Source organism: Acinetobacter sp. ANC_7635 (assembly GCF_056779945.1).
In genome coordinates this window covers 1-20,563 of sequence record NZ_JBWYIS010000017.1, presented here as the reverse complement: position 1 = coordinate 20,563, position 20,563 = coordinate 1, and the positions used below count along the sequence as shown (strand labels likewise).

General features: G+C 39.5%; 22 protein-coding genes and 1 pseudogene. 18 read left to right on the top strand and 5 right to left on the bottom strand.

All coding sequences use genetic code 11. The features are described from left to right. The first annotated feature begins 23 nt into the window (after window positions 1-23). From fghA to AC1M89_RS13670, 3 genes are all read left to right on the top strand, one after another. On the top strand, window positions 24-860 hold the full coding sequence (fghA, locus tag AC1M89_RS13680) for an S-formylglutathione hydrolase (protein ID WP_481592379.1): 837 nt from the start codon (window positions 24-26) through the stop codon (window positions 858-860). A 219-nt stretch (window positions 861-1,079) separates the two neighbouring features. After that, the gene (locus tag AC1M89_RS13675) at window positions 1,080-2,090 is read left to right on the top strand and encodes a YjgN family protein (protein WP_481595149.1); all 1,011 of its coding nucleotides are present in this window, start codon (window positions 1,080-1,082) and stop codon (window positions 2,088-2,090) included. Between the two features lie 11 nt (window positions 2,091-2,101). Continuing rightward, window positions 2,102-3,127: a M48 family metallopeptidase gene (locus tag AC1M89_RS13670; RefSeq protein ID WP_481592380.1), complete on the top strand. Its 1,026-nt coding sequence runs from the start codon at window positions 2,102-2,104 to the stop codon at window positions 3,125-3,127. 29 nt (window positions 3,128-3,156) lie between these two features. Here AC1M89_RS13670 and AC1M89_RS13665 read toward each other — a convergent pair whose 3' ends face one another. Next, the gene (locus AC1M89_RS13665) at window positions 3,157-3,447 is read right to left on the bottom strand and encodes a DUF2218 domain-containing protein (RefSeq protein ID WP_481588036.1); all 291 of its coding nucleotides are present in this window, start codon (window positions 3,445-3,447) and stop codon (window positions 3,157-3,159) included. Between the two features lie 229 nt (window positions 3,448-3,676). Between AC1M89_RS13665 and rpe the strand changes: the two genes are divergently transcribed. The 5 genes from rpe (at window position 3,677) to AC1M89_RS13640 (ending at window position 6,891) form a co-directional block, all read left to right on the top strand. Then, a complete protein-coding gene (rpe, locus tag AC1M89_RS13660) occupies window positions 3,677-4,363 on the top strand; it encodes a ribulose-phosphate 3-epimerase (RefSeq protein WP_180000186.1) in 687 nt (228 codons plus the stop codon). A gap of 613 nt (window positions 4,364-4,976) precedes the next feature. Beyond that, window positions 4,977-5,294 (top strand): DMT family transporter, encoded by a 318-nt coding sequence (locus tag AC1M89_RS13655; RefSeq protein WP_481588038.1) that lies wholly within the window; start codon window positions 4,977-4,979, stop codon window positions 5,292-5,294. A gap of 54 nt (window positions 5,295-5,348) precedes the next feature. Then, window positions 5,349-5,666, top strand: a complete 318-nt coding sequence (gene sugE, locus AC1M89_RS13650) for a quaternary ammonium compound efflux SMR transporter SugE (protein ID WP_180000188.1) — start codon at window positions 5,349-5,351, stop codon at window positions 5,664-5,666. 31 nt (window positions 5,667-5,697) lie between these two features. Next, the gene (locus AC1M89_RS13645) at window positions 5,698-6,186 is read left to right on the top strand and encodes a methylated-DNA--[protein]-cysteine S-methyltransferase (protein ID WP_180028722.1); all 489 of its coding nucleotides are present in this window, start codon (window positions 5,698-5,700) and stop codon (window positions 6,184-6,186) included. Between the two features lie 36 nt (window positions 6,187-6,222). Further along, window positions 6,223-6,891 (top strand): nuclease-related domain-containing protein, encoded by a 669-nt coding sequence (locus tag AC1M89_RS13640; RefSeq protein WP_180028721.1) that lies wholly within the window; start codon window positions 6,223-6,225, stop codon window positions 6,889-6,891. Between the two features lie 33 nt (window positions 6,892-6,924). Here AC1M89_RS13640 and AC1M89_RS13635 read toward each other — a convergent pair whose 3' ends face one another. Further along, entirely contained in the window at window positions 6,925-7,692 is a 768-nt protein-coding gene (locus tag AC1M89_RS13635; RefSeq protein WP_035268321.1) for a hydroxymethylpyrimidine/phosphomethylpyrimidine kinase, read from the bottom strand. An 83-nt stretch (window positions 7,693-7,775) separates the two neighbouring features. Here AC1M89_RS13635 and AC1M89_RS13630 point away from each other — a divergent pair, with 83 nt between their 5' ends. Beyond that, entirely contained in the window at window positions 7,776-8,423 is a 648-nt protein-coding gene (locus AC1M89_RS13630; protein ID WP_481614320.1) for an HAD-IA family hydrolase, read from the top strand. Between the two features lie 54 nt (window positions 8,424-8,477). On the opposite strand, the gene AC1M89_RS13625 is transcribed toward AC1M89_RS13630, so the two are convergent. Next, window positions 8,478-8,942 carry a winged helix-turn-helix transcriptional regulator gene (locus tag AC1M89_RS13625; RefSeq protein ID WP_092768640.1) on the bottom strand — a complete coding sequence of 155 codons (465 nt, stop codon included), beginning with the start codon at window positions 8,940-8,942 and terminating at the stop codon, window positions 8,478-8,480. Window positions 8,943-9,080: 138 nt separating this feature from the next. Here AC1M89_RS13625 and AC1M89_RS13620 point away from each other — a divergent pair, with 138 nt between their 5' ends. From AC1M89_RS13620 to AC1M89_RS13605, 4 genes are all read left to right on the top strand, one after another. After that, window positions 9,081-10,340, top strand: a complete 1,260-nt coding sequence (locus tag AC1M89_RS13620) for a D-amino acid dehydrogenase (RefSeq protein WP_481614319.1) — start codon at window positions 9,081-9,083, stop codon at window positions 10,338-10,340. A 44-nt stretch (window positions 10,341-10,384) separates the two neighbouring features. Then, entirely contained in the window at window positions 10,385-11,488 is a 1,104-nt protein-coding gene (alr, locus tag AC1M89_RS13615; RefSeq protein WP_481614318.1) for an alanine racemase, read from the top strand. Between the two features lie 56 nt (window positions 11,489-11,544). Beyond that, entirely contained in the window at window positions 11,545-11,904 is a 360-nt protein-coding gene (locus AC1M89_RS13610; protein WP_035268302.1) for a RidA family protein, read from the top strand. Window positions 11,905-12,038: 134 nt separating this feature from the next. Next, on the top strand, window positions 12,039-13,460 hold the full coding sequence (locus AC1M89_RS13605) for an amino acid permease (protein WP_092768649.1): 1,422 nt from the start codon (window positions 12,039-12,041) through the stop codon (window positions 13,458-13,460). 53 nt (window positions 13,461-13,513) lie between these two features. Here the strand turns inward: AC1M89_RS13605 and AC1M89_RS13600 are convergent, their stop codons facing one another. Next, complete coding sequence (locus AC1M89_RS13600) at window positions 13,514-13,966, bottom strand: CopD family protein (RefSeq protein WP_481589577.1); 453 nt, start codon at window positions 13,964-13,966, stop codon at window positions 13,514-13,516. 28 nt (window positions 13,967-13,994) lie between these two features. After that, window positions 13,995-15,224, bottom strand: a complete 1,230-nt coding sequence (locus tag AC1M89_RS13595; protein WP_035268310.1) for a beta-ketoacyl synthase N-terminal-like domain-containing protein — start codon at window positions 15,222-15,224, stop codon at window positions 13,995-13,997. A 275-nt stretch (window positions 15,225-15,499) separates the two neighbouring features. Here AC1M89_RS13595 and AC1M89_RS13590 point away from each other — a divergent pair, with 275 nt between their 5' ends. From AC1M89_RS13590 to AC1M89_RS13570, 5 genes and pseudogenes are all read left to right on the top strand, one after another. Continuing rightward, window positions 15,500-16,927 (top strand): EcsC family protein, encoded by a 1,428-nt coding sequence (locus tag AC1M89_RS13590; protein WP_481614317.1) that lies wholly within the window; start codon window positions 15,500-15,502, stop codon window positions 16,925-16,927. Between the two features lie 171 nt (window positions 16,928-17,098). Beyond that, entirely contained in the window at window positions 17,099-17,473 is a 375-nt protein-coding gene (gene rpsL, locus AC1M89_RS13585) for a 30S ribosomal protein S12 (protein ID WP_004648013.1), read from the top strand. A gap of 180 nt (window positions 17,474-17,653) precedes the next feature. Next, window positions 17,654-18,124, top strand: a complete 471-nt coding sequence (rpsG, locus tag AC1M89_RS13580) for a 30S ribosomal protein S7 (RefSeq protein WP_004648014.1) — start codon at window positions 17,654-17,656, stop codon at window positions 18,122-18,124. 131 nt (window positions 18,125-18,255) lie between these two features. Continuing rightward, window positions 18,256-20,391, top strand: coding sequence for an elongation factor G (fusA, locus tag AC1M89_RS13575; protein ID WP_035268315.1), 2,136 nt, complete (start codon window positions 18,256-18,258; stop codon window positions 20,389-20,391). Between the two features lie 92 nt (window positions 20,392-20,483). Continuing rightward, window positions 20,484-20,563, top strand: a pseudogene (locus tag AC1M89_RS13570) (hypothetical protein); the annotation flags it as partial.

Here is a 20,563-nt window from a genome sequence, read left to right as displayed (position 1 = left end):
AATTAAATGTGTGAGGCAGTGCAATGGAATTGGTTCAAAAGAATAAATGTTTTGATGGTGAACAACGTGTTTATCAGATCAATTCAAAGTTTTTGAAAAATCCCACTAAATTTTCTGTATTTTTACCTTCACAGGCACTCGAGGGTCAAAAATGTATTGCGTTGTACTATCTTGCAGGTTTGACTTGTACTGAAGAAACTTTTGTTATCAAAGCACATGCACAACGTTTAGCTGCACAATTGGGAATTATCTTGATTGCTCCAGATACATCACCTCGTGGTGACGACGTGGCGGTCGGGGATTCTTGGGATATAGGGCAAGGGGCTGGATTCTATTTAAACGCAACTCAAGCACCTTGGGCTGAGCATTATCAGATGGAGTCGTATCTTATACAGGAGTTGTATCCTTTAGTTCTTACATCGTTTCCTGTACAGGATGACGGGATTGGTATTTTTGGTCACAGCATGGGAGGGCACGGTGCACTCACGCTTGCTTGGAAATATCCAGACTTATTCAAGTCAGTCTCAGCATTTGCACCGATTTGTGCACCATCAATTTGTCCATGGGGTGAAAAGGCATTTTCAGCTTACCTCGGAGAAGATCGTGAGTTATGGAAAGCACATGATGCGAATGAGCTCGTGAAAGCAAAGGGTGCTCTATATCACGAAATTTTAATTGATCAGGGGGTTGCAGATCAATTTTATGCTCAACTTAATCCAGCACTATTTGCTGAATCATGTAAAACCGTAGGTCAAAAGCTCACATTGCGTGAGCACGAGGCTTATGATCACGGATACTTCTTTATCCAAAGTTTTATTGATGATCATCTGCAATTCCATGCTTTACAATTGCAAAATTAATCTGATTTGAATTTTAAGATATTCATACTTAAGTTCGTTATAATGTGTGCGATATCACATTTAAACCATGTTGAATGATGACATCTCTCGGGATGTCATTTTTTATAATCAGAGAAAATAATAATGAATTCATCAGAACACTCCGCTGAACAAGCACCCTTACCATTGATCAACGATCCATTTCCATTATCTGATGCAGATGAAAATCGACCGATTTATATGGGGAAAGTATTTAAATTTAAATTTCATGGCAATGCGATGGAGTACTTTGGCATATGGATCGTCAATATTTTATTGACGATTGCGACATTGAGCCTATATGCGCCATGGGCGAAAGTACGTCGTTTAAGATATTTTTATAACAATACCGAATTTTTTCATCGCTTTTTTGATTTTACTGGTTTACCGACTAAAATTTTGATTGGTCGACTGATAGCCATTGGCATTTGGGCAATATTTGCGATTGCCTCATATATGGATATGACGATAGCAGCATTTGGTGGACTGATTATTTATATTGCTCTTCCATGGTTGGTTCGTGCCACAATTCGATTTAATGCGCGCAACAGTAAATTTGGGAACAGCCGTTTTTATTTTTCTGGCACGAATAAAGAAGCCTATAAACAATTTTTACTTGCGCTTGCTATCACCATTTTTACATTAGGTATATTTAGCCCTGTCGCAATTTGGATTTATAAAAAATATACGCTTAATCATTTGTACGTTGGACAACTCAAATTTCAATTAAACAATGACTGGCCTAGTTATATGCGAGCAGTATATGTTCCCATGATTCTCTTTGTATTGATTCTTATGCTCATCGGATTTGGTGGTTCGACATTATCAATACTCAGTGGTCATGGAATGGATATGATGCTGATGATGATCTTTGCCGTTTATGTGATTGGAATGTTGTTTATTGGTCCGTTAATACAGGCACGAATTTTTATTACTACGTGGAATAGCACAACACTCAACAGCAGTCAGTTTAAGACCAGTTGTAATCAATGGCGCTATGCATGGATTGTTGCGAGTAATTGGATCGCTAGAATCTTAAGTTTAGGATTATTGTCAGCATGGGCTGCTATTCGCATTTATCGATACCAAGTTGAATCGATGAGCTTAGAATTAAATGATGATCCAAACCTGATGATGAATATTGCGCAAAGTGATCATAGTGCCATCGCGGAAGAAATTAGTGATATTTTTGATATTGATATTTCACTTTAGGAGTTAATTCAATGAATCAACCTCTCACAGTGACATATTATGATGGTGTTCTTTCTAAGCCTTTTACAGCACAGATTCGCCCTGCTAATCAAGACAGTATCGCTGTCAGTTATACAGATCAAGGCGAAGTGAAAACAGTCTACTATCATGCAGATGAAATGGTATTGCTTGGTAAAATTGGTCGACGTAATCCAGCTTTAGAGTTAACACATGACGCTAGGATTGAATTTCATGAGCGTCAGCTTCCTGAATGGTTGCCTGTTGAGCATAAAAATTTTCATCAAAAAGTATGGAAACTTGAACGTACACCATCGTTGATTATTTTTAGTGTTATTTTCGTGGTCGCACTTGGTTTCTCCGTCATTAAATGGGGAATACCGACGGCATCGCACATTGTTGCTTTCCAGCTGCCAGAAAATACGCTGAATCGTTTGGGTGGTCAGGCAGAAGTTTATTTAGCCGAATACACTAAACCTTCTCAGTTATCACAGCAAAGACAGGATCGGATTCTCGCGGATTATCTGAAATATGTTGCTGAGGGTCGTCCCGCTCAGTTGAAATTTAGGGAAGGTACCTCGCTTGGAGCCAATGCACTCGCATTGCCAAACAATACAATTTATCTCACCGATGAATTAGTGAAGCTTGCCAAGAATGACCAGGAAATTATCGGCGTTTTGGCACATGAACAAGCACATTTATTAAAACGTCACAGCTTACAACAAGGTCTTTCGAGCCTAGGATTCAGCGTACTTTATATTGCTATCACTGGTGATGGATCGGATTTAATTGCGACTTTGCCAGTTGCCATGATTGGTGCAGGATATTCACGGAAGTTTGAGTTAGAATCAGATCAGTATGCGCTAGAACTCATGCATAAACATGAAATGGATACAGTGCATTTTGCAAACTTTTTAAAACGTATGAGTGATGATATGGGAGAAGACGAAGATCAATCAAAAATTCTTGATCTCTTTGCAAGTCATCCTGCCACTGAAGAACGAATTCGCCGTGTTACTGAATTTAAACAGCAACAATAATGAAAAGCCGACTTTATGTCGGTTTTTCTTTAACTTTCTCTAGACCATATAACTTGATAGTCAGCTTGAACCATGCGATTGATATGATCAAGCACGACATTTTCTAGTCGTATTAATTCTTCTAAAGATATTTCTTCTTTATTCACAATACTGACATGAAGTTGATCAGGTTGTATTGATAATTCAACTGTCACTTTTGGCATAAAAATTTGATATTGGTCATCGGTATTGGCGACATCAAATTTATGTTTCCAATGATTGCTTAATCGTTTAGCGATACGTAATGCTTCGGAGCTGTCTATCGTTGTGGTTGTTTTCATTATTTACCGTAATGCTTGAAATTTATTGTATCTTAACATTCATCTCACCATAAGGTTGTTCCGAATATGCAACATAGCTTTGCATAAGTCATATTCCGTCCTTGAAGATTTTTTTATCAACGATTTGCATTTTGAGTTGAAATTTAAATAGCAGTAATTTCGAAGGAATGAATAAACGAAGTTTTGCTATAATCAACTTTTGAATTCTAATTTCCCGCCAGGTCCTGACATGTCCAAGCCATTCTTAATTGCTCCATCGATTTTATCTGCTGATTTCGCTCGCTTAGGTGAAGAAGTCGAAAACGTACTTGAAGCAGGTGCAGATGTGGTCCATTTCGATGTAATGGACAATCATTATGTACCAAATTTAACTTTTGGTGCTGGTGTATGTAAGGCACTTAAAAAATATGGTATTCAGGCCCCAATTGACGTTCATCTTATGGTGAAACCAGTCGATCGTATGATCGGAGATTTCTTAGAAGCGGGTGCAGATATCATCACTTTTCATCCAGAAGCATCAGACCATATCGACCGTTCATTGCAGCTGATTAAAGCTGGTGGTGCTAAAGCAGGTTTAGTTTTTAACCCTGCAACGCCTTTACATTACCTTGATTATGTACTGGATAAAGTGGATCAAGTCTTATTAATGAGCGTCAACCCTGGCTTCGGTGGACAAAAATTTATCCCAATGACGCTAGATAAACTTCGTGAAGCACGCAAAATTATTGATGCATCTGGTAAAGATATTCGCTTAGAAGTTGATGGTGGTGTTGGTCCAGCAAATATTCGTGAAATCGCTGAAGCTGGTGCAGATATGTTTGTAGCTGGTTCTGCCATTTTTGGAAAGCCAGATTATAAAGCTGTAATTGATGAAATGCGTGCAGAGTTGGCGAAAGTAGGTTCAATTAACGTTTGATCCGAAACATGTATAACACTACACACATCTGTGGATAAGTTTATGGATAACATGGTGGATATCTGTGTTGATAACAGTCTGGATAATTTGATTAGATTATAATCATATTTAGTTCAATGGTTTGTTTATTAGACAATAAATGTATAAAAAGGACTCATTTGAGTCCTTTTTTACAAATAATGGATCTTCTTATCCTTTCTGTTGAATTGTTAGGGGGGAGAAATTTTCGTTGCTCATTATTTGGCTTATCTTCATTAATAAGTCTTAAAAGAGCGAGATAAAAAATCAATTTAAATTTAAACATCCCAGACCAGTGATTCTATAGTGCAGTAAAGTGTTTTAATTTAGTGCGGATTTAGTCTTCTATCTGCCAATAGCGATCGCCTTTGTAATGCAATAGCCTAAAAATGCAGAAATAATCTAGAAAAGCTAGTCCGATAATGACCTATTTTTTGTAGGTGTATTTTGGGTCAAAAATTGTAAAATTGCGCCTATTTTGTGCGTGTGTTGATATAATTCAACCATCATTTGGAGGAACGACCTCCCTCATTTCTCTGAGAAAAATCGTCAGGACGGCCTGACTCTTAAATTATTTTAATTGGGAGCAGGCATCATGGCTTGGTTTATTCTTATTCTCGCGGGTTTATTTGAGATCGTTTGGGCATATAGTATGAAAATGTCTGAAGGATTTACTAAATTCACACCGACTGCAATTACTCTATTTTTTATGGTTCTCAGTTTTGGGTTGTTGGCACATGCCATGAAAACATTCCCTCTGGGAACTGCCTATACGATTTGGACGGGGATTGGTGCAGTAGGGTCTTTTTTAGTCGGCATTTTTATTCTGGGTGAGCCTGCGACAGCAATGCGGATGATTGCGGCTATTCTGATTATTTCAGGTTTAGTCATGATGAAATTAGCTTCAGCGTAAGATTTAAGGCAGCGTATCCATACGCTGCTTTTTTTAATTGAGAGAGGGTTTATTTTGGCTTGGTTAGTCTTGATTGTTGCAGGGTTGTTGGAAGTGGTCTGGGCCTATTTTATGAAAGTTTCAGATGGATTCACCAAATTGACACCCAGTATTTTGACGATCGTTTTCATGATCGCAAGTTTTGCTTTACTTTCCCATGCGATGAAAACTTTGCCACTCGGGACAGCTTATACCGTATGGACAGGCATAGGTGCTGTAGGTTCATTTGTGGTTGGGATTTTTATTCTTGGAGAACCTGCAAATGCAATGAGAATGATCGCTGCAGTATTGATTATTTCGGGTTTGGTCTTGATGAAGTTATCATCAACATAGTTAGATGATTCAACTTTCAGGCGATTAAAAAATGACTCAATTTTATTTAAAAAAAATAATGACACCTGTCGGTGAACTTCAATTGGTTGCTCATGATCGAGCATTGATTGTTGTCGCTTGGGAGAATGCACTTCCTCAGTTTATCCGAAATCAAATCGTAATTCAGCGGGATGATCACGAGATTTTATGCATTGCCGAAACACAGCTTCGCGAATATTTTTTAAAACAACGTCAGGTATTTGATTTGCCTATAGAACTTTATGGGACAGAATTCCAACGCTCGGTATGGAATGCGCTGTTAAAAATTCCTTTTGGAGAGTCTAGAACGTATAAGCAAATTGCTGAGGATGTTGGGAATGTAAAAGCGGTTCGAGCGGTAGGCTTGGCCAATGGGAAAAATCCTATCGCGATCATTGTACCTTGTCATCGTGTAATAGGTGTCAATGGCAAGCTGGTCGGATTTTCAGGAGGTGTGGAAAATAAGCTTAAGCTGCTGCAGCTTGAAGATGATAAGTGGTGATGTTATAACAGCATAAACATATGAAATACAAAAATTATGTCTAATGAAAATCCTATAATTACAATTGTTTTTAATCTCATATCGCAGTTATGGTGGTTGATCTTAATTCTAGCAATCATCCCTGTATTCAAAATGTTTGTACCTTATATCAAAGGAAAATTGGGTGAATACATTGTCCAATATCATGCAAAAAAATTTTTGAATGAGGACTATATTTTACTGAATGATCTAACATTTTTGGATCAGGACAATCAGACCACACAGATTGACCATATTTTATTGAGTCCTTATGGAATATTTGTGATTGAGACCAAAAACTATAAAGGTTGGATTTTTGGCTCATCACATCAAAAAATGTGGACTCAAAAAATTTATAAATCTAGCCATAAATTTCAAAATCCATTGCACCAAAACTACAAGCATATAAAGGTTTTAGAGGGATTGTTAAAAGATTTAATCGATTCAAATCTGTCGATACATGGGTTAATAGTTTTCGTGCCTAATTGTGAGTTTAAAACACCAATTCCTGTACATGTTCATTGGGGTAAAAGTTGGATTGAAGAAGTTAAAAGCTACCAAATGAAAGTGATTGATGATCGTAGACTACAGAGAATTAAATATCGTATTGAAAAAGCAGCGCTTCAAAAATCGTGGAAAACCAATAGAGAACATATCCGATCAGTCAAAGAAAGACTAAAAGATTAATAAAAAAAAACCCACAGTCAGTGGGCTTTTTATTTAGAAGCGTTTTGGAATTCTTTGGCCACCTTCAACTGGGATTTCAGCACGTTTTAATACACCAAATAGCCATGTTTCCGCATGGTGAACTGCATTTTTAATTTGATCACCTTGTGCCAACCTCCCTGCAATAAAACTAGCAAGAGAACAGCCTGAACCATGATACTCACCTTCAAGACGAGGACATTTTGTTTCAGAGACCATATCACCGTTGATGTAGAGTGCATTTCTAATATAAGTCGGTGTGTCTTCGTGACCACCTTTGACTAATACAGCTTTAGCACCCATTTCAAATAACTTCTGTGTAGCTTGATCTAAATCTTCACAGCCTGTTAATGCGCGAAGTTCAACGGTATTCGGTGTAAGAATCGTAGCAAGAGGAATCAATTCAACAAAAGCCTTGACCAATGTTGCTTGATTTCCTAATGAGCCACCACTATTGGCAACCAAAACTGGATCGAGTACATATTGGAAATCAGGATGTGCTCTTAGGAATTCTGCCAAAGCGGCGATATTGTCGGTAGTGCCGAGCATGCCAGATTTCACTACTTTGATAGGAAGATCGTTCACTACAGCATTCGCTTGAGCCAGCAGTAAATCTTTTGAGGTTGCTTCAAATCCAAAAACTTGTTGAGAGTTTTGAATGGTTAACGCTGTACATGCGATTGCTGCATGAGCACCACTTTGGCCGATCGCTTCAATATCTGCTTGTAAGCCAGCACCACCAGATGGATCTAAACCAGAAAAGCACAATACAGTAGGGCGCACAACAATGTCCTTCATCGATCAATTTGGAGTAGTATAGGCAAGTTTCTGAGAAGTCTCGATAGCATTTCTAAAAAAGGTACAGCATGATTAAAAATATTCTCATTGATTTAGATGGAACGTTAACTGATCCTAAAGTGGGTATTACGACTTCTGCACGTTATGGTTTAGAAAAAGTAGGTCATCTTATCGCGGAGGATGAGAATATTGATTGGATTATTGGACCACCTTTAAAAGCCTCGTTGGCCAAAATTTTGAAGGTTGATGTGAATGATGATTTGGCGGAACAGGCTTTACTTGGTTATCGTGAACGCTTTGCTGTAAAAGGTTTATTTGAAAATTTATTATTTGAAGATGTAGCAGAGACATTGGCAAAACTTAAGAACAAAGGTTACAGATTGTTTTTAGCTACTGCAAAGCCTGAGGTGTATGCCCAGAAAATTCTTGAACATTTCAATCTCACACCGTATTTTGATTATGCCTATGGCAGTGAGTTAAATGGTGACCGCACCAATAAAGCTGAACTTATTGCATATATTTTAGAGCGAGAAAAAATTAAGCCAGAAACCTGTTTAATGGTAGGGGACCGAGAGCATGACATTATCGGTGCTCGAAAAAATGGGATTGAAACGATTGCGGTGGAATACGGTTATGGCAGTGATGCAGAGTTAGCCGCTGCTGCACCCAAAGCCAGAATTCAAGCTTTCCATCAAATTTTAAATTACGTTGATTAATCTAAGCCGAAATTTGGGCTCAAGAGCAACTCTCAAGAGATTGCTCTTCGTAGCTTAGCTTAGATCCAAGTACAAGGACTCTTTGACCTCTTCCATCACGATGTAACTATGGGAGGATGCAGAGGAGGGAAGCATTTTAAGCAGGTCACCCAGTAGTTGGCGATAAGCACTCATTTCTTTTAGTCTCGCTTTCACCAAGTAATCGAATTCACCTGAAATTAAATGACACTCTAATACCTCAGGTATCTCAACTAAATTCTTGGCGACTTGATCAAAAACATCTCCAGATTTCGCCGATAACTTAATTTCTAGAAAGACGAGTAAATTACGCTCCAATAACTCCGGATTTAATCGGGCGTAATAGCCCATAATAATGCCATCTCGTTCTAGTCTTTTCACTCTTTCCGAGCATGGGGTTGTAGAAAGATTTACTTTTGCAGCCAGTTCACTAATGGCAATACGACCGTCCTTTTGCAGAATATCTAAAATCATACGATCAGTGCGATCTAATTTCCGCATGAATAATTTCCTTATTTTTTAATTTTTTCAGGATAAAACCCTTAAATTACCTAAATTATAACGATTAAAAGAGTGAAAAAAACTATTAAAGCAAAAATATACTAGTGAAATAAACTACACAGTGCTGAGGGATAGTTCATGCGCGTTATTGTATTAGGTAGTGGTGTCATTGGTGTTGCAAGTGCGTATTACCTAGCGCAACAAGGAGCAAGCGTCACTGTATTAGATCGTCAATCAGGTCCTGCCGAAGAAACGAGTTTTGGCAATGCAGGACAGATTTCTCCTGGGTATTCTACACCATGGGCCGCACCAGGAATTCCATTTAAAGCGGTTAAATGGATGTTTCAACATCATGCACCATTAGCAATTAATGTAGATGGAAGCTTGTGGCAGCTGAAATGGATGGCTCAAATGTTGAAGAACTGCAATGCGGCACATTACGCCATCAATAAAGAGCGTATGGTACGTGTTGCTGAATACAGTCGAGATTGTTTAAGAGAGTTACGCGAAAATATTGGCATATCTTATGAGAATCGTTCAAAAGGAACATTACAAATTTTTCGTAAGGATGCGCAATTAGACGCAGTTCAACGAGACATTGAAGTTTTAAAAGAAACAGGTGTCGAATTTGAGTTATTAGATCGTGACGGTCTAGGTCGAGTTGAGCCTGCGTTAGCGGAAGTTAAAGACAAATTGGTCGGTGGTTTACATCTTCCAAATGATGAGACTGGGGATTGCTATATCTTTACCAACGCGCTTGCTGAATATGCAAAAGGTATTGGTGTTGAGTTTAAATTTAATCAAAATGTTGAAAAACTCGTAGTTGAAGGTGACGAAATCAAAGGCGTTGTTGTAGACGGTCAGGTACTCACGGCTGATCGTTATGTACTTGCCTTCGGTAGCTATTCACGAGATTTTATTAAACCATTAGGTCTAGATTTGCCCATTTATCCTGTAAAGGGATATTCATTAACTATACCTATCGTGGATGCGCAATATGCCCCTCAATCAACTGTCTTAGATGAAACCTACAAGATTGCAATAACTCGTTTTGATCAACGAATTCGTGTTGGTGGGATGGCTGAGTTAAGTGGTTTTAATAAAGAGTTAAATGAGGATCGCCGTGGCACCTTAGAGATGGTAACGCGTGATTTGTTCCCAGGTGGAGATATGGCACAAGCCAGCTTCTGGACGGGACTACGACCAATGACGCCAGACAGTACGCCTATTATCGGTGCGACGAAATATAAGAATCTATTTTTAAATACTGGACATGGCACGCTCGGTTGGACCATGGCATGTGGTTCTGGAAAGCTGATTAGTGATTTAGTGCTGAATCGGACTCCAGAGATTAGTACCGATGGACTTTCAATTCAACGTTATAACCACGCAGCTTAAAGGCTGCGTGGTTTGATATTAAAAAATATAATAGGACAAGGAATATGTCTCGCCCGATACAGGCTGTCATTCATTTAAACGCAATCAAACATAATTTGAAAGTTGCTAAGCAACATGTGCCAAATGCCCAAATTTTTGCTGTTGTAAAAGCTAATGCTTATGGCCATGGGATCGAGCGCATTTATTCAGCCTTAAAGGATGCAGATGGAATTGCACTTCTAGAGCTGAGTGAAGCACAACGAGTTCGAGATTTAGGTTGGAAAGGCCCAATTTTGCTTTTGGAAGGTATCTTTCAAGAAGCGGATTTACAGTTGTGTCATGATTTGGAACTTCAATTTACCGTTCATAATGAGATTCAAGTCGAATGGATTAAGCGGTGCGGTTTAGATGCTCATTTTAATATTTTTCTGAAAATGAACAGTGGCATGAATCGTTTAGGATTCCAACCTCAACGTTACTCTGAAATTTGGAGTCTGTTAACTGAATTGCCGCAAGTGTCATCAATCACTCACATGACACATTTTTCTGATGCTGATGGCGAGCGCTTGAATCAGGTTGGCGTTGACTATCAAATTTCAGTATTCAATCAAATCGTCAGTGCTTTAGGTGGTCCTTGCTCAGTAAGTAATAGCGCAGCCATTCTTAGACATGCCAATCATGTCCACTCTAACATTGTACGTAGTGGCATTATGTTGTATGGGAGTTCACCGGATTATCCAACCCATACTATTCAAGATTGGGACTTAAAACCAACAATGTCTTTAAGAAGTGAATTGATTGCGATTCAAGAAATTAATCCTCAGCAAAGTATTGGCTATGGATCGACATTTTTTGCAGAACAAGCTATGAAAATTGGCATTGTCGCTTGTGGATATGCAGATGGATATCAACGGATTACTCAATCTGGCACAGCAGTGCTTGTGAATGGGCAAAAAACTTCTTTAATTGGTCGTGTAAGTATGGACATGCTAGCTGTTGATATCACGCATATTGAAGATGCAAAAATTGGCAGTGAAGTCGTACTGTGGGGCGTCTCAAAGTATGGAAGTTTGTTACCGATTGATGAGGTCGCTGCAGGAGCGAGTACTGTGGGATATGAGTTAATGTGTGGCGTAACGACGCGGGTTCCATTTGTTCTAGAAATTTAATGTTAAAAATTCAACGATCAACACTAGGATCGATACTGAGTAATCAAGGAATTAATATGCAAAATCAGGATATTCAAAAATTCAATAGTAATGGCGTGATGAGTGCAGTTACAGTCTTTAATCAAGTGGCTTATCTTTCTGGTCAAGTACCTAAGATTACGACGCCTGATATCGCCTTACAAACGAAAGATGTGCTGAATACGATCGACGCTCTTTTGGCTCAAGTAGGCACAGATAAATCTCGTTTATTGTCAGCACAAGTTTTCGTGAAGAATTTGGAAGATTTTCAAATCTTCAATCAAATTTGGATTGAATGGATGGAGGATTCAATACCACCATCACGAGCAACCATTCAGGCTGACTTAGTTAATCCAGAATGGTTAATTGAAATCGCAGTGATTGCTGCATTGAAATAACTGAATATAAGTAAGAATTCACGAGGAAGAGTCATTTATGGCTCCTCTCATAATAACAAAATCTCTCGAATCTCAGTTTGAAGCGGAATTTAGGCTGATCGATTAGATTAGATGGTGTAAAAGGATGTTGAATAATGACAACCACAAATATTGATGAACAATCATCTCCCAATGAATTACAGCGTAAGCTTTCAAATCGACATTTACAACTCATCGCCATCGGTGGAGCGATTGGTACAGGGTTGTTTATGGGCTCAGGAAAAACGATTTCACTTGCAGGACCTTCAATCATCATCATTTATATGATTATTGGTGCCATGTTTTTTTTCTTGATGCGTGCCCTTGGTGAAATTCTTTTATCTAATCTGCACTACAAATCATTTATTGATATGGCACATGATCTCATTGGACCAGGTGCAGGGTATTATATTGGTTGGTCCTATTGGCTGGGATGGATTTTGGTCGGTATTGCTGATTTAGCAGCAATTATCAATTATCTCAGTTTTTGGTTACCTCCAGATCAAATGTTTACCCCAATGGGGCAAGCAGCGATTAGTGCAGGATGTGTCTTATTCATACTCGCAATTAACTTAGTCACTGTAAAACTTTTTGGTGAAATTGAGTTTTGGTTTGCATTAATCAAAATTCTAGCCATTATTGGATTGATCTTGGTGGGTGCCTTCATGGTGTTTACGAGTTTTCAGTCACCAAGTGGTGCTGTTGCAAGCTTCAGTAACATTTGGTCTCATGGTGGAATGTTCCCGAAAGGAACCATGGGCTTTTTGGCAGGCTTTCAAATCGCAATGTTTGCCTTTGTTGGTGTAGAGTTACTCGGGACGATGGCTGCGGAAACCAAAGATCCTGAAAAAAATTTACCAAAAGCGGTTAATGCTATTCCGACACGTATTATTATTTTCTATGTGCTTTCGTTGATCATGATTATGTCTGTGACACCTTGGATCAATATCCCAGCAGATCAAAGTCCATTTGTCACATTATTCTTATTTGCGGGTATTGGTTCAGCTGCTGTGATTATGAACCTAGTGGTTTTGTCTTCTGTGATGTCTTCCATGAACAGTGGTGTCTTTTCTACCAGTCGAATGTTATTTGGATTGGCCCGTGACGGCCAAGCCCCTCAAAAGCTAGCAGAACTTTCAAGTCGTGCCGTACCTGCTAAGGGATTAATCTTTTCATGTACATTTATTATGGCCGGTGCAGCATTTCAGTATTTTGTGCCAAATACGATGGAAGCTTTTACATTAGCAAGTTCGCTGTGTGTGATTCTTTTCATTAGTATTTGGGCGATTATCATGGTGTGCTATATACGCTACCGTAAATTGCGACCTGAGCTACATGAAAAGTCGAATTTTAAAATGCCGGGTGGAGTGGCAATGTCATACGTTGTATTGGCATTTTTGCTATTTGCATTAATCATTTTAAGTTTAGAGCCAGACACGCTTAAAGCTTTGATGATTAGCCCAATCTGGTTGATTCTGTTAGCTGTAACATACCGTGTTCTTTATAAACCACGTATGCGTAAGCGTAACCATAATTAATTTTTAGAGAAAGAAAAAACCTCCACGAATGGAGGTTTTTTTATATTCTTTAGTTAGAATGTAGGTTTGACCACAACTAAAATTACAACTGCGAATAAGATCAATGTGGGCATTTCGTTGAAATAGCGCCAGAACTTATGACTTTTATAGTGTGCATTATCAATGAGTTTTTTACGGTAATATCCACACACTAGGTGGTATATGACCAGTAATCCGACTAAACCAACTTTTAAATAAAACCATAAAGCTTCATGATAATGTCGAGTTGCATCACCCCAGTCCACTAAAAAATGTGCAGTGATCAATGTTGCGATCATCGCAGGCCACATAATGCCACGATAAAGCTTACGTTCCATGACTTCAAAGCGTTGATGACTTATGGCATCTTCACTCATCGCATGATAAACATAAAGCCGTGGTAGATAGAACAAAGCAGCGAACCAACATACCACAGCAATAATATGTAATGCTTTTACCCATAGGAAAGCATCTGAAGGAGCATCCATCTAATCACCCATTATGGGCGGAATTAAATTAGCCTTCCCATTTCTTGAAAATGAGGCAGGCATTTACGCCGCCGAAACCAAAACTGTTACTCATTACAGTATTCAGTTTTGTATCGCGTTTTTCAAGTACGATATCAAATGGTTTTGCACCTTCATCAAGCTCAGTAACGTTGATATTTGGTGCAATAAAGTCATTCTGCATCATGAGAATAGAGTAAATCGCTTCTTGTACACCTGCAGCGCCTAAGCTATGACCTGTCATAGATTTTGTTGAACTTAAAGGTGGTACTTGACCTTCACCGAATGCACGTTCCATTGCTTTCAATTCAGTCACATCACCAGCTGGTGTAGATGTGCCGTGTGTATTTACATAATCAATTTTTTCAACACCATGCTGTTTTGCTTCATCAAGTGCCATCAAGATGCAACGTGTTGCACCTTCACCTGATGGTGCGACCATATCAGCACCATCAGAGTTGGCTGCATATGCAACGACTTCAGCAAGAATATTTGCACCGCGCGCTTGAGCATGCTCAAGAGATTCAAGTACCACGAAACCACCGCCGCCAGCAATGACAAAACCATCACGATCAGCAGAGTAAGGGCGAGAAGCGGTTTCTGGTGAGTCATTATATTTTGAGCATAAAGCACCCATTGCATCAAATAATAGACTTTGTGACCAATGGTCTTCTTCACCACCACCAGCGAGCATTAGATCCTGTTTGCCAAGTTGAATCAGGTTGTATGCGTAACCAATGGCATCAGCTGAGGTTGCACAAGCACTTGTAATAGAGTGAGCGATACCTTGTAATTTGAATGCCACACCAACGTTAGCTGTAATAGTATTTGACATATTGCGTGGAACAAAGAAAGGGCCAATTTTACGTGCGCCTTTCTCTTCAAGAAGTTCAATCATTTCAGCGACAGAAGCTGTAGAGTTGCCGCCTGAACCACCCGCAATACCATAACGAGGATTGCCCGCAAGATCTTCAGCGGTTAGACCCGCATTTTCAACCGCAGCGACTGCAGCGTTATAGGCATACATCGCACATACACCCATAAAGCGTTTCAGTTTACGGTCAATACCGTCAAAATTTTGTTCTGCTGCAGCACTAACATGACTTTTAAAATTAAGTTCAGCATAAGTTGGGTTAAAACGTGTGCCTGAAATACCATTTTGTAAGGCATGATTTACATCTTCTAATGTATTACCAATGCATGAGTTAATGCCCATACCAGTGATTACAACACGTTTCATTTACAATTCCCTATTATGGTGAAGTCATTTTATGGAAAAATTCACATCGATGATTTGATTGGATGTAAAAGTCCATAAGATCTTGTCAAAAATTCGTATCATGATATCAGAATCTATTTTAAATTCTTATGGCAAATCAATATCGCAGCGTTAAAACGCTTATTGGCAGATATGTTCACTATATTGCAACCGAATAAAACACGATAAAGTTGAGATAACTCTTGACTGCGCATAGAATTTTAAACATAAGTGATAAATGCGAAGGAGGGTTGTAAATGGCAAATTCTAATAATAAGCAATCTAGCGGACTGGTATTAAAAGCATTTGGAGTGGCTAAAAAGCTCAGTGCTACTGGATTTGAACTGGCACAACATGTTGCACCAGGATCAATTGCGAAATTGACGCAACAACCTGATCCACAAAAAATTATTGACATAACTTTAGATGAGAGAAAAATGACTGAACAAAAAAAGTACGAAACCCCTCAACAATTATTTCGTGATCATGTCCCTCAAGTTTCTCAAAAAATTTTTGGTCGTCATTACAGTAAATTAAATAATGTTGCTTCTTTTATCTCTCCGGACTTAAACAACAAAGTTGCAGATTATTTTTTTGATAAATTGAATGATTTTGTTTCTGAGTTAAGTTCAGTTGAGCATGTATTAAAGGAAGTTGGTGCAAAAAGCTTGGATGAACTTAAATCAAGCCCTGATCGTGCGAATCGTATCGGTGAAGCATTAGCCAATCAAAATAAGTTGATTGCAGCGGTTCAGGGGGCAGTTTCTGGTGCGACAGGCGTAGTTGGTACGGCCATCGATATTCCTTTCTCGTTGGCATTTACGTTGCGTAGTATTTACCAAGAAGGGCGCGCGCACGGTTTTGAACTTAATCATCGTCAAGAGCAAGAGATCGTTGAGTATGTATTCAAACAAGTCGATTTAGGTGTTATTGCGGAAAAGCAAACACTTTTAGTGGCATTAAGAACAGTCGCAAATTTATTGGAAACACAAGATACTCATCAGCTACAAACCCTATTGGGCTCTAGTAACGACTTCACGGCTTTAAAAAATTGGCTGAGTAATCCTGAAGGTGGTTATAAATGGAATTGGTTGAATCAGATTCCTCAAATTTCAATTTTATCTAAATTAGCACCTGTGGCTGGTGCTGGTATTGGTGCAGTATATAGCTGGCGTTTGGTGGAAGAGGCTCATTCTAAAGCTAGAGCTGTTTTTTCAGGAGCACAGCAGTACATTCTCCAACATCCAGATGAGCAGGTATCTGTTCAGGAGGCCTTTGAGCGCGGTACAGAATTATTAAAGCAATCTTCACTCGCATTGAATTCCACAGTGTCAATCAATAATGAGTTAGTGGTTGAGGTTGAAGAGTTTGCAAAAAAACTTGAAGGAGAAGAGTCTATTCAAGTTGATGAGTCTGCAGTTCATAATGATTCAATTTCAGCAATTAAAATTGAAGCAAAATCTGCCGAGTCTGAAAAAGAAGAAGCGGTCAGTGTTGAGGATGGTCTTAAGGCCTTAGCTGAAAAACATGTGGAATCGGCTTCTAATGAAAGTGTTCAAGACGCTGATAAAGACCAGCCTCAAGGCGAACCTATTGTGCAGGTAAAAGCGCCCCCTAAGCGTCGTAATTCAAAAAAGAAAGACGAAGCAGAAAACTCACTACCTACGTCACAGAAAAAACAATAAATTTAGTTATGAATGGTTGATCAAATCATTCTGAAAATTTCGTTGTAAGCACACAATGGTCAATATTTGATGTCATGTTGAATGTTGACCATTTTTACTTCTTGGCTTACAATTGCATGCCCTCAAAAAGTAGTATTTTTTGGGGCTTTTTATTAACGGGAGAATTGCCACATGGCAACAACAAATCAGTTGATCCGTAAGGGTCGTACGACTTTGATTGAAAAATCAAAAGTTCCTGCGTTGAAGGCTTGTCCACAACGTCGTGGTGTTTGTACACGTGTTTACACAACTACACCTAAAAAACCTAACTCAGCAATGCGTAAAGTTTGCCGTGTTCGCTTAACTTCAGGTTTTGAAGTATCTAGCTATATCGGTGGTGAAGGCCATAACCTACAAGAGCACAGTGTTGTTCTTATCCGTGGTGGTCGTGTTAAAGACTTACCAGGTGTACGTTACCATACCGTTCGTGGTTCTTTAGACTGTGCTGGTGTTAAAGATCGTAACCAGTCTCGTTCTAAATACGGTACTAAGCGTCCTAAGAAATAATCTAACTAGATCATTTTCTTAAACGTATAGAACTGCAATCCTTTATCGTCTCGCTTGTCTGATTTCTGCATTTAATTTTGTGAAATTCAAGCGACGTGTAGTAAGGCCAGCGAATAGTACATGACACTTTGTACTGCTGCTGGATAAACCTGAAGTGTCATATTTATAGGTAGTATTAAAATGCCAAGACGTCGCGTAGTCGCTGCTCGTGAAATCCTTCCGGATCCTAAGTTCGGCAGCCAAACAATCGCTAAGTTCATGAACCACGTAATGCAAGATGGTAAAAAATCTATTGCTGAAAGTATCGTTTACGGTGCTTTAGACCGCGTTCAAGAAAAATCTAAAGTAGACCCAGTTGAATTTTTCGAGACTACTCTTGAAAAAGTTCGTCCTATGGTCGAAGTAAAAGCACGCCGTGTTGGTGGTGCTACATACCAAGTTCCTATGGAAGTACGCCCATCCCGTCGTACTGCTTTAGCGATGCGTTGGTTAGTAGATGCTGCTGCTAAGCGTTCTGAAAAAACTATGGCGTTACGCCTTGCTGGTGAGTTGCTTGACGCAGCTGAAGGTAAAGGTTCAGCGATCAAGAAACGTGAAGATGTGCATCGTATGGCTGAAGCCAACAAAGCCTTCTCTCACTACCGTTTCTAAGCGGATAAAACAGCCCCTATTCAGGAGGGTGGTAAGTCGGGTTTCACTGATTTGTCATCGAATCGCTTTAAGCTGCTCAGCAGCTTAAAGCGTCCTGTTTTAAACAACAAAATTTAGGAATGCAAGAAATCATGGCTCGTCAAACCCCAATTTCTCGTTACCGTAACATTGGTATCTCAGCACACATTGATGCTGGTAAAACAACGACTTCTGAACGTATTTTGTTCTACACAGGTGAGAGCCACAAACTAGGTGAAACTCACGAAGGTTCAGCAACAACTGACTGGATGGAACAAGAGCAAGAACGTGGTATTACTATTACTTCAGCAGCAGTAACTTGCTTCTGGAAAGGTATGGGTAACCAGTTCGAACAACACCGTATTAACGTAATTGACACACCGGGACACGTTGACTTCACGATCGAAGTTGAGCGTTCTATGCGTGTTCTTGACGGCGCGTGCATGGTTTACTGTGCTGTAGGTGGTGTACAACCTCAGTCAGAAACTGTATGGCGTCAAGCAAATAAATATAAAGTACCTCGTATTGCGTTCGTTAACAAAATGGACCGTACTGGTGCAAACTTCTTCCGTGCTGTTGAACAAGTAAAAACACGTCTTGGTGGTAATCCAGTGCCAATCGTGATTCCTGTTGGCGCAGAAGAAAACTTCCAAGGTGTAGTAGACCTTATCGAAATGAAAGCGATTATCTGGGATGAAGCATCTCAAGGTATGAAGTTTGAATACGGTGAAATTCCTGCTGACCTTGTTGAGCTTGCTCAAGAATGGCGTACGAACATGGTTGAAGCTGCTGCAGAAGCATCAGAAGAACTCATGGATAAGTACCTAGAAGAAGGTGATTTGACTAAAGAAGAAATCATCGGTGGTCTTCGTGCACGTACATTGTTGAATGAAATTCAACCAATGCTTTGTGGTTCAGCGTTCAAAAACAAAGGTGTTCAACGTATGTTGGATGCTGTTATTGAATTCTTACCAGCACCTACTGACGTTGAAGCAATTAAAGGTATCTTAGACGACAAAGATGAGACAGAAGGTTCTCGTGAAGCGTCTGATGAAGCACCGTTTGCTGCGCTTGCGTTCAAAATTATGAACGACAAATTCGTTGGTAACTTGACATTCGTTCGTGTTTACTCAGGTGTTCTAAAAGCTGGTAGTGCAGTTTATAACCCTGTTAAATCTAAACGTGAACGTGTTGGTCGTATTGTACAGATGCACGCTAATGACCGTCATGACATCGAAGAAATTCGTGCGGGCGATATCGCGGCATGTGTAGGTCTTAAAGATACGACTACAGGTGATACACTTTGTGATGAAAACAACGTAATCACATTGGAGCGTATGGAATTCCCAGAGCCAGTAATTGCACTTGCAGTTGAACCTAAAACTAAAGCTGACCAAGAAAAAATGTCAGTTGCTTTGGGCCGCTTGGCGAAAGAAGATCCATCATTCCGCGTTCGTACTGATGAAGAATCTGGTCAGACTATTATTGCTGGTATGGGTGAGCTTCACCTTGACATCATCGTTGACCGTATGAAGCGTGAATTCGGTGTTGAAGCGAACATTGGTAAACCAATGGTTGCTTACCGCGAAACGATTAAAAAATCTGTTGAGCAAGAAGGTAAGTTTGTTCGTCAAACTGGTGGTAAAGGTAAATTCGGTCACGTATATGTACGTTTAGAGCCAATGGATCCTGAAGCTGGTAAAGACTACGAGTTCGCTGAAGAAGTTGTTGGTGGTGTTGTACCTAAAGAATTCTTTGGTGCTGTAGACAAAGGTATTCAAGAACGTATGAAGAATGGTGTCCTAGCTGGTTACCCAGTTGTTGGCATCAAAGCGACATTGTTCGATGGTTCTTACCATGATGTCGACTCTGACGAATTATCGTTCAAAATGGCGGGTTCTTACGCATTCCGTGATGGTTTCATGAAAGCAGATCCTGTTCTTCTTGAACCTATCATGAAAGTTGAAGTAGAAACTCCAGAAGACTACATGGGCGATATCATGGGTGACTTAAACCGTCGTCGTGGTATGGTTCAAGGTATGGACGATTTACCTGGCGGTACTAAAGCAATCCGTGCTGAAGTTCCACTTTCTGAGATGTTCGGTTACGCAACACACATGCGTTCTATGTCTCAAGGTCGTGCGACTTACTCTATGGAATTTGCTAAATATGCTGAAACTCCACGTAACGTGGCTGAAGGCATCATTGCTAAGTTCCAAGCTGGTGGTAAAAAAGGTGACGACGAGTAATCTTTCGATTACTATAAGCCCAACTAATTCATAGTTTAAAACCAAGTGCTCATGGAGTGATCCTCCATGAGTAGTTTAAAAAGGAAGATCTCATGGCTAAGGCTAAGTTTGAACGTAATAAGCCACACGTTAACGTGGGCACAATCGGTCACGTTGACCATGGTAAAACAAC